This window comes from Bacteroides luti (assembly GCF_900128905.1).
GTDB lineage: Bacteria > Bacteroidota > Bacteroidia > Bacteroidales > Bacteroidaceae > Bacteroides > Bacteroides luti.
Map to the genome: position 1 here is coordinate 88,380 of NZ_FQTV01000007.1, position 16,743 is coordinate 105,122.

The 16,743-nt window shown below is 38.1% G+C and carries 9 protein-coding genes; 6 read left to right on the forward strand and 3 right to left on the reverse strand.

The features are described from left to right. On the forward strand, nucleotides 1-945 hold the full coding sequence (locus tag BUC21_RS08040) for a DMT family transporter (RefSeq protein WP_073401049.1): 945 nt from the start codon (nucleotides 1-3) through the stop codon (nucleotides 943-945). 427 nt (nucleotides 946-1,372) lie between these two features. On the opposite strand, the gene BUC21_RS16705 is transcribed toward BUC21_RS08040, so the two are convergent. The 3 genes from BUC21_RS16705 to BUC21_RS08045 all read right to left on the reverse strand — a co-directional run bounded on the left by BUC21_RS16705 (nucleotide 1,373) and on the right by BUC21_RS08045 (nucleotide 3,029). Further along, entirely contained in the window at nucleotides 1,373-1,507 is a 135-nt protein-coding gene (locus BUC21_RS16705; RefSeq protein WP_262483233.1) for a hypothetical protein, read from the reverse strand. A gap of 318 nt (nucleotides 1,508-1,825) precedes the next feature. Continuing rightward, on the reverse strand, nucleotides 1,826-1,963 hold the full coding sequence (locus BUC21_RS16450) for a hypothetical protein (protein ID WP_175550500.1): 138 nt from the start codon (nucleotides 1,961-1,963) through the stop codon (nucleotides 1,826-1,828). A gap of 169 nt (nucleotides 1,964-2,132) precedes the next feature. After that, complete coding sequence (locus BUC21_RS08045; RefSeq protein ID WP_245797081.1) at nucleotides 2,133-3,029, reverse strand: AraC family transcriptional regulator; 897 nt, start codon at nucleotides 3,027-3,029, stop codon at nucleotides 2,133-2,135. Between the two features lie 135 nt (nucleotides 3,030-3,164). Between BUC21_RS08045 and BUC21_RS08050 the strand changes: the two genes are divergently transcribed. The 5 genes from BUC21_RS08050 to BUC21_RS16455 all read left to right on the forward strand — a co-directional run bounded on the left by BUC21_RS08050 (nucleotide 3,165) and on the right by BUC21_RS16455 (nucleotide 16,732). Continuing rightward, nucleotides 3,165-4,553, forward strand: coding sequence for a sugar porter family MFS transporter (locus tag BUC21_RS08050; RefSeq protein WP_073401053.1), 1,389 nt, complete (start codon nucleotides 3,165-3,167; stop codon nucleotides 4,551-4,553). 63 nt (nucleotides 4,554-4,616) lie between these two features. Further along, complete coding sequence (locus tag BUC21_RS08055) at nucleotides 4,617-7,457, forward strand: sugar-binding domain-containing protein (RefSeq protein WP_073401055.1); 2,841 nt, start codon at nucleotides 4,617-4,619, stop codon at nucleotides 7,455-7,457. Between the two features lie 19 nt (nucleotides 7,458-7,476). Then, nucleotides 7,477-10,758 carry a DUF5107 domain-containing protein gene (locus BUC21_RS08060; RefSeq protein ID WP_073401207.1) on the forward strand — a complete coding sequence of 1,094 codons (3,282 nt, stop codon included), beginning with the start codon at nucleotides 7,477-7,479 and terminating at the stop codon, nucleotides 10,756-10,758. 9 nt (nucleotides 10,759-10,767) lie between these two features. Further along, a complete protein-coding gene (locus tag BUC21_RS08065; RefSeq protein ID WP_073401057.1) occupies nucleotides 10,768-13,119 on the forward strand; it encodes a beta-galactosidase in 2,352 nt (783 codons plus the stop codon). Between the two features lie 1,045 nt (nucleotides 13,120-14,164). Continuing rightward, nucleotides 14,165-16,732, forward strand: a complete 2,568-nt coding sequence (locus BUC21_RS16455) for a carboxylesterase family protein (protein ID WP_073401059.1) — start codon at nucleotides 14,165-14,167, stop codon at nucleotides 16,730-16,732. Nucleotides 16,733-16,743 lie beyond the last annotated feature (11 nt).

Sequence of the window (16,743 nt, forward strand, 5' to 3'; positions counted from 1 at the left end):
ATGGAGAAGAATTCTAAAGCTATACTCTATGCGAGTGTGGCTGTGCTAAGTTGGTCAACAGTTGCTACTGCTTTTAAGGTTGGTTTGAAAAGTCTGACCTATTTTGAATTGATTCTAATTGCCAGTTGTACAGCGCTGGTTATTTTTACGATAGTAATTATTGCTCAAAAGAAGCTGGTTGTTATAAGTTCTTTTAGTAGTAAGCAGTGGTTACGTTTTGCCGGAATTGGGTTGTTGAATCCAGTTGCGTATTATCTTGTATTGTTTAAATCCTATTCGTTATTGCCAGCACAAGTAGCTCAACCAATAAACTATACATGGCCTATTCTTTTATTGATTATGCTAGCAATATTTACACGCAGACCAATTCCGATACCTAAATATATAGGGCTGATATTTTCATTGTTGGGAGTTGTTTTAATATCATTGGGCGCAGGTAAATCTGATGTTTTTGGAATTTCTGTTTTGGGAATCCTTTTAGCTTTGTTCAGTGCTGTTATGTGGGCAACTTATTGGATGATAAATAATAAAAATAAAGATATAGATGGTACAGTGTCTCTTTTTATGGGATTTCTTTTTGGTACAATTTATTTGTTGGTTGCAGCTTTATTCGTAGGCGTTAATATAGAAAATACAACAAGTCTTTTGGCTGGAATGTATGTTGGCGCTTTCGAAATTGCTATTCCTTTTATTTGTTTTGGTATGGCTATTCGTATGACTAATAACCCCGCATTAGTTAATCAACTTTGTTATTTGTCTCCTTTTATGTCTTTATTCTTTATATCTATTGTTTTAGGAGAACAAATTTTTCTCTCTACATATATAGGTCTTATTTTAATAGTAGGAGGCATTGTTTTTAATCAGTATTTTGCTCATAAGATTACAATGAAGCTTTATAGAACAATAGTGAAATATCGCATAACTCATAGAGCTTATTCCAGCTGATTCTGTAAAAAAATCAAACGAACCATCACTCCGTCACTATTTCTTGTAATGCGCTAAAATACAATATATTGCTCGGTGATGGTAGCGTTTTGATCCATCACCAAACCCTCACTTTTGTGGGCATCCCTCACTCTTTCATCTTTTAAAAGACGGGTTTTTGCTTTTTAAATGAAGAAATAAAAAAGAAAAACATCTAGTAATATTATAAATCTCCTGTACAAAAGATTGAATTGTTTTGTACAAAAGAAAACAATGTTTTGTACAGAAGAATTAATTCTTTTGTACAAGGATTTATAAGTGTCTGGTTATTCTTTTAAAACTAACGGAGAAGAATTAAAATACAAAGGGAAGTAATAAAAAAAAAGGCAATCATCGCCTGTTTGCGAAGAAAGCCCAATCTATCGTGAAAAACTACTCTTTCTAACTATTATGCAGCTGACTGCTTTTTCATAAGCTTGTGCAACTTTGCATTTAAACTTTGGCACATTGCGCCTTTACCTGCGGCTTGGTATCTCTTAATCTGATACTGAAGCGTTGTAATCTCATCGATTCTTTTTTTCATAATTTGCATCTTTTGTGTTTACCACGATTTGATAAACAGTTTGTTTTTTTACTTTTTAATTATGATGCAAAGATACACTATTATCTTTGATATTATGTTGTAAAACATATAAAATAGTATAAAAAGAGCGCTTTTTAACGAATATTTATAAAATAGAATGCGTAGAGGAAGGAGTTTTATGTAGAAATTATTTGCTAGAAATAGATATTATCTTGTGAGAGTTAAGAATATACAAATGGCTTTTGTGCAAAAAAAAGGCAATCATCGCTCATTTGCGAAGAAAGCCCAATCTATCATGAATTAACTACTCCTTTTTTATTATGCTTCTGCTTGTTGTTTTATCAACTTTTGCAGTCTTGCATTTAAACTTTGGCACATTGTACCTTTACCTGCTGCTTGGTATCTTTTAATCTGATACTGAAGCATTGAAATCTCACTAATTTTTTCTTTTTTCATAATTTGCATCTTTTTGTGCTTATCACCTTTTGATAAGCGATTGTTTTTATTTTCTTTTTACGCTGCAAAGATACGACCAATTCTTGAATAATATGTTATGTAACATATAAATTGTGTGAAAAAAGCTTTGAATTAACGATTATTTGCAAAATGCAAACTTTTTATATCCTTATCCCTTCTTCCTCTTCTTATATTCTTTGGGTGAAATTCCCATTATTTTGGTAAATATCCGACTAAAATAATATGCGTCATCATAGCCTATCTTGTGGCAAAGCTGATTTATCTTCATATCCGTAAAGTCTAGATACTGGCAGGCTTCCTGAATTCGCAGATTGTTTAAGTAAGCAATGGGAGTAAATCCGGTGGATTTTTGAAATTGAGTGGAAAAATAGGAGGTTGACAGATGTAATTCATAGGCTATATCTTCCACCATTATTTTCTTTTCTATATTTTCCCTCATAAAATGGATAGCGGAATTCGCCAGATCTTTTTCTCTGGTACTATTTTCGCTGAAAGTATCGTCACGAAATATATTAATATACATAAGCGAAGCCATATAATAATGTAGGCACATACTTGCATATTGAAGATGCTCCATACTGTATCCCATTCCAAGAGTAGAATATATTTTCTCGAATAACTGATTGCGATACTCTATTCGGGAATGCTCTCCGGGAATTATATTTTTAGGATAGACTTGTTGTTCTTCCAAACAAAACTGAGCATTGTATCCTTTAAAATGAATCCAGTAAATAGTCCACGGTTCAGTTTCGTCACTTCCGTATGCATGCGGGATGCCAGCCGGAAGAATAAAGAATTGATTTTTATTTATATTTTTAGTCACTCCATTAATGCTGAACCAACCTTTTCCTTTTACGCAATAAATAAAAATATTCTGTGAAATACCTTCTTTACGTTCCCGAAAGTGAGATTCTGCATTGGGATAATAACCTATATCTGTAATATACAGTGGAGAAGTAAGCGGATTATGTTCCATTGTATTCACTATTGTTTCTGGCAGAACAATAGCCCGTTGTCCTTTAAAGCCCTCTTTTAGTTTCATAATTATAGAACTTACTTTTGTAAAGTACAAAAGTATATAAATAGTAGAATAATCCATCTTTTTTTGAAATTATTCTATTTTATGCTTACCTAAGTAGCTGTATATTTGCATTATTAATAAATCTGATACATTATATCAATGGAACACTACAACAAAAGTTTTATTTATTTTATTTGTCTGGTTTCTGCTATGGGAGGATTACTTTTTGGGTATGACTGGGTAGTAATCGGCGGAGCCAAACCTTTTTATGAGGTATATTTTAATATCGTTGATTCTCCTTCAATGCAAGGCTGGGCTATGAGCGTGGCATTGCTTGGATGTTTAATTGGCGCAACTCTCGCAGGTATGATGGCTGATAAGTATGGTCGTAAAAAACTACTTATTGCATCTGCCTTGATATTTCTTGTTTCTTCTTATGGTACAGGTGCTGCAACGTCATTTACAGTTTTTCTCATAGCACGCTTTTTCGGAGGAATAGGAATTGGTATTGCATCCAATCTTTCTCCCATGTATATTGCCGAAATAGCCCCTCATCATATACGTGGAAAACTAGTTTCGCTCAATCAGCTAACCATCGTTCTTGGAATTCTTGGAGCGCAGATAGCTAACTGGCTGATTGCAGAGAAAGTTCCTGCTGGTTTTACTACTTCGCAGATTCTTGACTCATGGAACGGACAGATGGGATGGCGCTGGATGTTCTGGGCAACAGCTTTTCCTGCTGCTGCTTTCTTTTTACTAATGTTTATTATTCCCGAAAGTCCGCGATGGTTATCTTTAAAGGGTAGAAGAGAACAAGCTTTGTCTGTCTTTAGAAAGATTGGAGGAGAAGACTATGCCCAAGCGGAATTGGCATCGATGGCAGAAACATCTGCTGATGAAGAAAAGGCTACAATAAAACAATTATTCAGACGCCCTTTAAGCAAAGTGGTAATCATTGGAATTGTAATAGCCGTGTTCCAGCAATGGTGTGGAACCAATGTAATCTTTAACTATGCCCAGGAAATATTTCAATCGGCAGGATACAGTCTGAATGATGTTCTCTTTAATATTGTAGTAACCGGTATTGCAAATTTAGTGTTCACTTTTGTAGCTATTCATACCGTAGACAGACTGGGAAGGCGTGCCTTAATGATGATTGGCGCCGGAGGACTGGCAGGTATTTATCTCATTTTGGGAACTTGTTATTTCTTTCAGGTAAGTGGATGGTTTATGGTTGTTCTTGTAGTTATGGCTATTGGCTGTTATGCCATGTCTCTGGGGCCAGTAACCTGGGTGCTACTTTCTGAAATATTTCCGAATCGTGTTCGTGGAATGGCTATGGCTGCGGCAACTGTAGCTTTATGGATAGGTTGTTTTACGCTTACCTATACTTTTCCACTGCTAAACTCTGTTCTTGGAAGTAGTGGTACGTTCTGGATTTATTCTCTGATTTGTGCTTCCGGCTTTATCTTTATGTTCCGTGTTTTACCGGAAACTAAAGGAAAATCTCTTGAAGAACTGGAAAAAGAATTAATCCATAAACAGTAAAGCATAATTGTTTTTTAGAAAGATTTTGTTGATAAAATATTGTGTAGCTAAAATTATATTCTAATGAAGAAATATATTATTCTATTCAGTTTGATGTTAATAATTCCATGTGCTGTTGTTTTAGGAGCGTCTCAACCCAAGATAGATCTTTGTGGTGTATGGAGATTTGCGATAGATAATCAAGATAAAGGAGTTATAGAACGATGGTTCAGTAAATCACTTCCCGAAACTGTGACTCTTCCTGGCTCTATGGCAACAAATGGAAAAGGCTTTGATGTAACGCTCTCTACTAAGTGGACGGGACAAATTGTGGATAGTAGTTATTATTACAAACCCGAATATGCAAAATACCGTGTGCCTGGAAATATAAAAGTTCCTTTTTGGTTACAACCGCTAAAATACTATGTAGGTGCAGCGTGGTATCAAAAAGAAGTGAATATACCCAAAGACTGGGAAGATAAGGATATTAGATTATTTCTTGAAAGATGCCATTGGGAAAGTCGATTATGGATAGATGATAAAGAAATTGGTATGCGAAATTCATTAGGTACTCCACATTTATATGATTTATCTAAAGCGCTTACTCCTGGAAAACATATTCTTTCAATTTGCATTGATAACCGTGTAAAAGATATTGATCCGGGTATAAATTCTCATAGTATATCAGATCATACTCAAACCAACTGGAATGGTATGATTGGCCAGCTGTATCTGGAAGCACGTCCAAAGATCTCAATTCAAAATATTCAGGTTTTTCCTGATATTCACCAAAAGAAAATTGTAGCTAAAGTTAGAATAGAGAACTCAACAAAGAAAAGACAAAAAGCTGCTATTACTCTATTGGCAACAGGTACAACTACTCCTGAAAGCAAAAATTTCAATGTAGATGTTGCTGCTGGTGTGGATACCTTGTTATTAGAATACCCTATGGGTAATGATGTAAAACTCTGGAGTGAATTTCATCCTAATGTTTACCAGTTAACAGCTTCATTAAATATTCCTAAGAAAGATGTGAAAGATACTTTTCAAACATCTTTTGGTATGCGTCAAATCAAAGCTAACGGTACACAATTAGAAATTAATGATAAACCTCTTTTCCTGCGTGGAACACTTGAATGTGCTATTTTCCCGAAAACAGGATTTCCTCCTACACAAATAGATGAATGGTTACGTATTTTCAGAATCTGTCGCAGTCATGGTTTAAATCACGTACGCTTTCACTCATGGTGTCCGCCTCAGGTTGCTTTCGATGCTGCCGATCAACTGGGATTTTATCTCCAGGTGGAATGTTCATCGTGGGCAAACCAGTCTACTACTATTGGAGATGGCAAACCTTTTGATAAATACGTTTACGAAGAGAGTGAACGAATGGTGGAAGCTTATGGTAATCACCCTTCATTCTGCCTGATGCTTTATGGCAACGAACCGGGTGGGAAAAATTACACTCAATTCCTCACTAAATTTGTCACTTACTGGAAAAATAAAGATTCCAGAAGAATTTATACTACAGGATCTGGCTGGCCAAACGTAGATGAAAATGATTATCAGAGTACTCCAAATCCTCGCATTCAGGCTTGGGGAGAAGAATTAAAGAGTATAATTAATGGATCTGCACCCGCTTCAGACTATGATTGGAATTCAAAAATAGCATCATTCAAACAACCGGTAGTTAGCCATGAAATAGGGCAGTGGTGTGTTTATCCAAACTTTAAAGAGATAGCTAAGTACGATGGTGTTTTACGTGCCCGGAATTTTGAAATATTTAGTGAGACTTTAACAGAAAATGGAATGAAGCAGCAAGCTGATAGTTTTCTGTTAGCTTCCGGTAAATTACAAGCGTTGTGTTACAAGGCAGATATTGAAGCAGCCCTACGTACTCGTAGTTTTGGAGGTTTTCAGTTACTCGATTTACATGATTTCCCAGGTCAGGGAACGGCTTTGGTAGGAGTGCTGGATGCTTTTTGGGATGAAAAGGGATATATCTCTCCTAAAGAATATAGCCGTTTTTGTAATTCTACAGTTCCATTGGCTCGTTTGAAAAAGCATATTTATATAAATAGTGATACGCTTTCTACTAGTATTGAAATTGCTCATTATGGTGATGCTCCACTACTGGCTTGTATTCCTTCATGGAAGATCAGCGATATATACGGAAAAGTAATATTCTCGGGTAAGCTTCCACAAAAAGACATTCCATTGGGTAATTGTATTCCACTCGGAGAAATCTCTGTACCACTATCTTCTGTTGAAAAAGCAGAAAAACTTATTCTGGAAGTTTCAGCAGGTTCTTTCTCCAACAGCTGGGATATTTGGGTTTATCCAACTCAGAAGGAAAAAATTACCGGAGTAGATAAAATAAAGATTGTATCTACGCTCGACCCTGCAACTTGTAACTACCTTGAAAATGGCGGGTCGGTACTTCTGTCTCTTAAAAAAGGAACCTTGAAACCCGAATTTGGAGGAGATGTAAAAATAGGTTTCTCCAGTATTTTTTGGAATACGGCATGGACACATGGTCAGGCTCCTAATACATTAGGCATTTTGTGTAATCCGGAACATCCTGCATTAGCTAATTTCCCTACCGAATATTACAGTAACTGGCAATGGTGGGATGCTATGAGTCATTCTAATGCTATTGAATTGAATAAGCTTTCTCCGGAAATTAAGCCTATTGTTCGTACAATAGATGATTGGGTTACAAACAGACCGCTAGCATTGCTTTTTGAATTAAAAATAGGAAAAGGAAAGTTACTTGTTTCCGGTATTGACTTAAATCAGGATATACAAAGCAGACCTGAAGCTTTGCAACTTAAACAAAGTTTACTGCACTATATGGCAGGAAAGCAATTTAACCCAACAGTTTCATTGCCTGCTAGTGTAATTCAAAATATGATAATTGAATAATTTCCAAAAACAAAATAATATGCAAGTAAAAGTTTGGGAAGAGAATATTGTAATCCCTACATACGAGATTGGAAAACCTGAGAAGAACCCTATATTTCTGGAGAAACGTGTTTATCAGGGAAGCAGCGGCGTTGTGTATCCTTACCCTGTTATTGAAAAAATAGCAGACGAGAAAGTTGATAAAACCTATAATGCGGTCTTCCTTGAAAATGAATATATAAAAATAATGATTCTGCCAGAGCTGGGAGGACGTGTACAAATGGCTTATGATAAGATTAAGAAACGCCATTTTATCTATTATAACGAGGTAATAAAACCAGCTTTGGTTGGACTGACCGGTCCCTGGATTTCCGGTGGAATAGAGTTTAACTGGCCGCAGCATCACCGCCCCAGTACTTTCCTTCCGGTAGATTACTGCATCGAGGAATTTTTCGATGGTAGCGTAACCGTTTGGGTGAGCGAAATGGAACGGATGTTTCATCAAAAAGGAATGGCCGGATTTACTTTGAGACCTGGAAAGGCTTTTCTGGAAATCAAAGGACGCTTATATAACCGCACTCCGATGCCACAAACATTCTTATGGTGGGCAAATCCGGCTGTTGCGGTGAACGATCACTACCAAAGTGTTTTTCCACCCGATGTGAATGCTGTGTTCGACCATGGAAAAAGAGATGTTTCTACTTTCCCGATAGCAACCGGAACTTATTATAAAATGGACTACTCGGCAGGTGTAGATATCTCCAATTATAAGAACATTCCTGTGCCAACTTCCTATATGGCTATTAAAAGCCGCTTTAATTTTGTGGGTGGTTATGAAAATGATACACGTGCCGGAGTTCTGCACGTTGCCAATCATCACGTATCTCCGGGAAAGAAACAGTGGACATGGGGAAACGGCGATTTTGGCCAAGCGTGGGATCGTAATCTGACAGATAATAACGGTCCGTACATTGAATTGATGGCAGGGGTTTATACCGATAACCAACCAGACTTTTCATGGCTTCAACCTTACGAAGAGAAAAGCTTTGTGCAATACTTTCTTCCTTATCGTGAACTGGGAGTTGTTAAGAATGCCAGCAAAGACTTATTGCTGAACATTGACGAAGTTGCCGATGGAAAAGTTGTCGTTAAACTGTTTGCTACTTCAATTCAACCTGTTACTATTAAATTGTCGGGAAAAGAAGGAGTGGTGTTTGCAGAAGAAAAAACTTTATCTCCGGAAGAGGTATACGAAAAAACTATTTCCATGAATGGAAATTCCCTGAAGGAACTTCAACTGTCTGTATTTAATAAGCAGGGTAAGGAAGTTCTTAACTGGATGCCTGAAAAAGAGGAAATAAAACCGGTGCCGGAATCGGCTAAGCCAGCTCTTTCCCCACAAGATACGCCATCAGTGGAACAACTTTATTTAACCGGACTGCATTTGGAACAGTACAGACATGCTACTTACAATCCTATAGATTACTATAAAGAGGCATTGAAACGTGAACCCGGAAATGTTCAGAATAATAATGCGCTGGGATTATGGTATTTGCGCCGCGGACGTTTTGCAATTGCCGAAACCTACTTAAAAACAGCAGTTGATACACAATTGCAACGCAACCCGAATCCTTATGATGGCGAACCATTATATAACCTGGGACTGGCTTTGAAGTATCAGGGACGCTATCAGGAAGCTTACGATTCTTTCTATAAGGCTTGCTGGAATGCTGCCTGGCAAGATGCGGGATATTTTAGTTGTGCACAGATTTCATCTTTGCAAGGCAATTTGGAAGATGCATTGGAAGAAGTGGAAAGAAGTTTGATTCGTAACTGGCACAACCATCGTGCCCGTCATTTAAAGACAGCTTTACTCCGCCTTGCCGGAAGAAAAGAAGAAGCCTTGAGCTGGATTGAAGATTCTTTGAAGATAGACCGTTTTAATTATGGTTGTATCTTCGAGAAATTCCTGCTCACAGATGATATGGAAGTTTTGGCTTTAATGACAAAGCTGATGCGTGGTGCTTCTTTTAATTACGATGAAATTGCACTCGATTATGTAGCAGCCGGATTATATGAAGAAGCAATTGCGGTGTGGCAGGAAGCAACTAAGGTAAGCACTACACCGATGACTTATTACTATATGGCCTGGGCTCAGTCTTTGGCAAATAAAGAGGAGGCTGTGGATAGTTTCGCAAAAGCAGCCGGCCATGCTCCCGAATTCTGTTTTCCAAACCGACTGGAAGCTATAGTAGCTTTGGAATATGCAAAGGAGAAAAATCCAGCAGATGCTAAAGCACCTTATTACTTAGGTAATTTGTGGTACGATAAACGTCAGTACGATGAGGCTATTGTTAATTGGGAAAAATCAGTTTTACTCGATCCTGCTTTCCCTACGGCATGGCGTAACTTATCGCTTGCTTATTTCAATAAACAAGATAAGGTAGATGAGGCAATTGCTTGTCTGGAAAAAGCTTTTGCTTTGGATACTACCGATGCCAGAATTCTAATGGAGCTAGATCAGTTGTATAAACGATTGAACCGTCCGCATGCTGAGCGTCTGGCATTCCTTGAAAAATATAACTCGTTAGTGCTTCAACGTGATGACCTTTATCTGGAACAGATTACACTTCTTAATCAGTTGGCACGATATGAGGAAGCAAAGGAAATGCTCGATAAACATAAGTTCCATCCTTGGGAAGGAGGTGAAGGAAAAGTTTCGGCACAATATCAAATAGCTCGAGTTGAATTGGCTAAACAGGCTTTGAAAAACAACGATAGCCATAAAGCAATTGCGTTACTGGAAGAATGCCTTGAATATCCTCATCACTTGGGAGAAGGCAAACTCTACGGTGCTCAGGAAAACGATTTCCACTATTATCTGGGATGCGCTTATGAGGCTTTGGGAGATAATGAAAAGGCTGTTTATTACTGGGAACTTGCAAAAAATGGTATTACGGAACCTGCTGCAGCTATTTATTATAACGACCAAAAACCGGATAAGATATTCTATCAGGGACTTGCTCTCCTGAAACTGAATCGTATTGCTGAAGCAAACAGTCGCTTTCACCGCTTGGTAAGTTACGGAGAAAAACATCTTTTTGATCAGATTAAAATGGACTATTTTGCTTTATCTTTACCCGACTTATTGATTTGGGAAGACGATTTAACTCAACGAAATGTTATTCATTGCAAGTATATGATGGCGTTGGGGCAATTCGGATTGGGAAATAAAGAGAGGGCCCTGAATTTGTTGGATGAAGCAGCATTGCTGGATCCTAATCATCAGGGAATTATTGCCATGAAAAGTAGTATTTATTAAACTGAAGTTATGAAAAAGATACCGGCATTTTTAGCATTATTCATACTAAGCGGATTAAGTTCCGCTTATGCACAAAAGTTATATGAGATAAATGCTCCTGCTTCGGAAAAGAAAATTTATACGGGACACCTTAAGCTGGGTGGAGCTAATCCATCCGGAGAAAAGATAGAAGTGAACAGCTTTTATGTTTCCGAAAATGGGAAACCAGTTATTCCTGTAATGGGTGAGTTTCACTATTCTCGTTATCCTCATGAACAATGGGAAGAACAGATTCTTAAGATGAAGGCTGGTGGACTGACGGTTATCCCGACTTATATATTCTGGAATATTCACGAAGAAAAGGAGGGTGTTTTTGATTGGAGCGGAGATAAAGATCTTCGTACATTTCTGCAGCTATGTAAAAAACATGGTATGCAGTCAATTATTCGTGTTGGTCCGTTCTGTCATGGAGAGATTCGCAACGGCGGATTCCCGGATTGGTTATTCTCAAAACCACTCGAAGTCCGTTCCAATGATGCTAAATATCTGTTCTATGTAGACCGGCTTTATAAAGAGATTGCAAAACAACTGCAAGGATTATATTATAAAGACGGAGGTCCGGTTATCGGTATCCAGATTGAAAACGAACATCAGCATTCTGCTGCGCCATGGGCTATAACATATCCCGGCGCTCCAAAGGATCATACATCGGCCACTTATGATGCTTCCATTACAATGGTGGGAGTAGGAGTGCAGGATAAAAAGATTACCTATGCAGAACTTGGGAATTTGCACATGAAGACTCTGAAAAAAATGGCTGTTGATGCCGGAATGATAACTCCTTTGTATACGGCAACCGGATGGGGAAATGCAGCAGTCATCGGTGATGAAGCAATCCCTGTTATGGCAGCATATACATATCCATTCTGGGCAGAACCGCATATGTCTCCTTTCTGCCTGTTTAAGGATATTCAGAAAAAGCCCGATTACTCTCCGGTTCGTTATGACACGGATAAGTTTCCTTCTTTCTGTGCAGAGATGGGAGTCGGCATTCAGATGATATATTCCCGCCGACCAATAGTTACGGCTGAGGCTGCCGAAGCTTTGATGATCCGTACTTTAGGAAGTGGTTCCAACGGAATAGGCTATTACATGTATCACGGTGGTTCAACTCCCAAAATGAAAGATGATATTGGCTTTTTTAGTGACGAACCGATGGGCGTTCCAAAGATATCTTACGATTTTCAGGCTCCAATCGGTGAATTTGGTCTTGTTCGTGATTCTTACAGGAATCTCAGGGTACTTCATCTGTTCCTGAATGATTTCAGCAACTTACTGGCACCAATGGAGACTGTTCTTCCGCAGGATTATGAGAAGATTACTCCCGATAACAGAGAAACATTGCGTTTTGCGGCTCGTATGAAGAATAATTCCGGCTTTATCTTTATGACTAATTTTCAGGATCATGATACTGTCCGTATCGACCAGACAGGTTTGCAGTTTAAGCTGAATCTAAAGAACGAATCAATAATGATTCCTGCCAGCAAAACATTTACATTGAAAAAGGACGAAAGCGTGATTCTTCCGTTTAACCTCAATATGAATGGTGCATTGCTGAAATATGCAACAGCACAGTTGCTTACAAAGATAGATGATAACGGAAAGTCTCATTACTTCTTCTTTGCACCAACCGGCATAGAACCGGAGTTTGTATTCGACAAAACAACCTTGAAAAGTGGAAAATCCGTAGTTACGCCTGTTGCCGGTTATAAGAGTACCTTCTCTGTAACAGCAAAGAGCGGCGAGAAGATATTAATCACCACATTAACCCGTGAGCAGGCATTGCAAACAGCTAAAGTCGACGGACACATTCTAATAACGGATGCCACTGTTTTACCGGAGAAAGGAAAATGTACCTTGCTTAACTTGGGCAAGAATAAGTTCGATTATGTACTTTATCCCTCGGCAAAAGGATGGAAGCAGCAAACTATCGAAGTCCCTGCTGTTAATCCGGTATTTAAGGTCGATAAAGCAGGATCTCGTCGTATGACGGTGACTGTTGAACCTAATAACAACAAACAAGTTCAGGAATACTTCCTGCAAATAAATTACGTGGGTGATGTAGCTATGGCCTTCATTAATAATTCCATGGTTTTAGATCATTTCTATTACGGAGCTCCCTGGACTATCGGTTTAAAACGTTTTGAGAGCAGAATGGCTGAAAAAGGTATGGATTTCTATTTCCGTCCGTTAATGAAAGATGCGCCATATCTGAAGGATTTGCCACAATCTGCACTCAGAGATTGGAATAATAAAAAAAGTGTTCTGTCAATTGACAGTGTTAACGTGTTGCCAGAATACCGTACTCAAATAATTTTTTAGATTATGCTTTGAGAAATTCTCAATCATTCTCTCATAAAAAATAGAAATGCAAAATTGATCTAGCAATCTAGCACTTACTACTTAATATTTTATAAATAAGCAGTATAGCACCGCTAGATCAATTAAATTTGATCTAGCAGTGATCTAGCGATCTAGCACCTTGCTGATTTTCTTTGTGTAAAGCCTTTATTCTTTGGACTTTACGTTGCTATTTATAGCATTTGTAGAAACAAAAATTAGTCTCCACCCGGGTGTACAGGATTCCTCCACCCGGGTGGAGACTGTTTTTATACCCGGGTGGAAGAGGTGGGTACACCCGGGTGTATTGGGAAAGTTTTGGTTGTAAATAAATTAAATTAAGAGAGAATTTTGAAGCTTTTATAAAGTTGAGTAATAAATGTTTGGTATAAATTAGATCTGTTTATAAACCAGATAAGAAAAACATATTAGATAAATACTTGGTGAAACCTTATTAGGTTTATGTCTATAAAAAATAGTGTATAAAATCAATTATATGCAGAATAATGTCTGTTTTGTATTTCCATTTGTCTAAAATGTAACCTCGTGTTTCTACCATTTAATTTACTTTTGCAATCGAGGTCAAATTAGTATAAAGAAACAAGCAATAAAATTACAACCTAAAAATTCAATTAAATAAATTATAACCTTAAAAACTAACACGAATATGAAACAAAAAAAATTACTATTAAAATTTCTCTTGCATCGACAATATTATTTGCGTAAATCCAAACAAGTAACAAGTATCGTAGTTGATTAATAAAAATAACCGTTGATCGGTGTTTACGTTAATTTTTCAGGAACTTTCCTTGGCGCAGTAACCAATATAGATGGAAATTATTCTATTAATATAAATTAAGGACTATCTGCTGAAGTTTAATTATAGAACCTTTTTTCTCCTATTGATTATATTAGATCTAGTTCTAGAAAGTATACTGGTAATACGAGGTACAATGAAATTAAGTTTTTTATTGCCCGTTTTTATAAATATAGAAGTTAGCCGAATAAATATTAAAAACTAAAGAAAATGAAAACACGTTTAATAGCTCAAATATTTTTTTTAATGTCGTTTCTCCCTATGGCAGCACAATCAAAAGATCCATTCTGGCTCGGTGCTGATATCAGTGGTACTACCATGTTGGAGAAGAATGGAGGCAAGGTATATAATGTACAAGGCAAGGAACGTGAGAATACTACTCTCATGAAAGAACTTGGGTTGAATGCTATCCGACTGCGAATCTGGGTTAATCCGCCAAGCGGATGGTGCAACAAAAAAGATGCACTTGTGATAGCTAAAAGAGCAAAAGCCTTAGGAATGCCTGTTATGGTGAGTTTCCACTATAGCGATACATGGTCTGACCCCTCTCATCAGACACCTCCTGTAGAGTGGAAAAACTACAGTTACAAAGACCTGAAGCAGGCTGTTGCCAGACATACGAAAGAAACGCTTCAGCTGTTCAAGGATAATGGCATTGACGTGAAATGGGTTGGAGTCGGTAATGAGACCACTGAAGGAATGCTCTGGCCTGAGGGACAGGCAAAAGAAAACATGAAGCAATATGCAGGTCTCACAGAGGCTGGTTATCAGGCATCCAAGAATATTTATCCCGAAGCAAAGGTAATCGTACATCTTGACTGTGGCTGTGATGCCAAGCGATACAACTTCATTTTCGATGGTTTAAAAAAGTACAATGCCCATTGGGATTTGATAGGAATGAGTGTATATCCTTACTGGGATCAGAAAGCCAAAGTGGAAACCACAGATGACGGCACTCTCAACGATGCCATAGCCAATATGAATGCATTGTGTAACAAATATGGATGCGACTGCATTGTTGTAGAGACAGGATATGAAGTGAATCGCCCCAATGAAGGACATTTGTTTATGAGAAAACTCATCAGGGCTACACGAAATCTTACTAACGGCCATTGCAAAGGAGTGTTTTATTGGGCACCAGAGCTTGAGGGAGAATATCCTTTAGGCGCTTTCAAAAATTGCAGACCGACAGCAATCATGGATGCCTTTACCGAAGAAAGCAATCGTAGCGAAAGTTCTATTATCAACAGTTCAACAGCTGCTTCTACTACAGATACGAAGTATGGTAAAGTTTGCGGCTATATATATAAAGGAGTTTACACCTATAAAGGAATTCCCTATGCAAAGGCAAAACGTTTTGAGGTACCTCAGGAGCCAGATGCATGGAAAGGCATCCGCTCCTGTCGCACATATGGTCCTTCGGCTCCTCAACCTAAGACGGATAGGTGGAAAAATGACGCCAGTGCCTTTTTTTATCTATGGAATGAAGGCGACCAAAGCGAAGACTGTCTTCGTCTGAATATCTGGACAAAAGATATTCATAACGGAAAGAAAAGTCCTGTAATAGTTTGGCTTCATGGAGGTGGATTCGTGGAAGGCTGCGGACAAGATCACCCTGGTTATCACGGTCATAATCTGGCCGATAAAGGAAATGTTGTTGTAGTAACGATCAATCACCGTTTAAATACCTTAGGCTATACCGATCTGTCTGATTACGGCGATAAATACCAATATTCTGGCAATGCAGGGAATATCGACATCGTGCAGGCTTTGAAATGGATTCATGATAATATCCAAAATTTTGGAGGTGACCCTGATTGTGTAACCATTTTCGGACAGAGTGGTGGAGGCGCCAAGACATCCAGTATGCTTTGCATGCCAATGGCACAGGGACTTTTCCATCGTGCTATGGTGATGAGTGGTTCTGGCTTCATGCGGGGCATGAAACAAAATCTAGCCAAGAAAATAGGACAGCGTACGGTTCAAATATTAGGATTAAACAAAGACAATATAGACAAGATTCAGACTCTAGATTATGGAACTGTATTAAAAGCGAATTCTCAGGCAATGAAAGAAATTGCTGCAGAAAATCCTAACAACAGTTCTTTTGGTCGTTCTTTAACATGGGAGCCAGTAATCGATGGTGATGCTTTGCCTGCTGGCCTTTTTATGGATGGTTCTGAAAAAATAAGTAAGGATATTCCACTAATCATAGGTTCTACCCTAAATGAGTTTTCTGCATGGCACAAACATGGTAAAGATATTAATACATGGGATGATGCCAAAGCTGACTTAGAAAAGACTATGGGTAAAAAGGCAAGCAACTTCGTAGATGCTTTCCGCCATTCTTATCCAGACGATGATGTAGATGCACTTTACCGACTTGACACGATGGTACGTCCCGCTGCCATAGAACAGATTCAAACTCGCGTAGCTGATGGTGGTGCTCCGGTATGGAATTATTTGTTTAGCTATCAGTTGCCAAGCGAGGATAGCGGCTTCCATGCAGGACATAATGCCGATATTGCCTTCTATTTTGATAATGTAATCCGTTCTGCAAATATGACGGGAGCAACTCCAGAAGGTATAGAATTGGGCGAAATCATGAGTACAACTCTTATCAACTTTGCCCGAACAGGGAAACCTTCATCATTGGAACTCCCAGAATGGAAGCCTGTTACATCTTCTGAAATGAATACCATGATTTGGAATTGTCCAAGTTGCAGACTGGCTACAAACCATGATGCCGAGTTGATTAAAATACTTCGAAATAAGTAACATCTGAATAC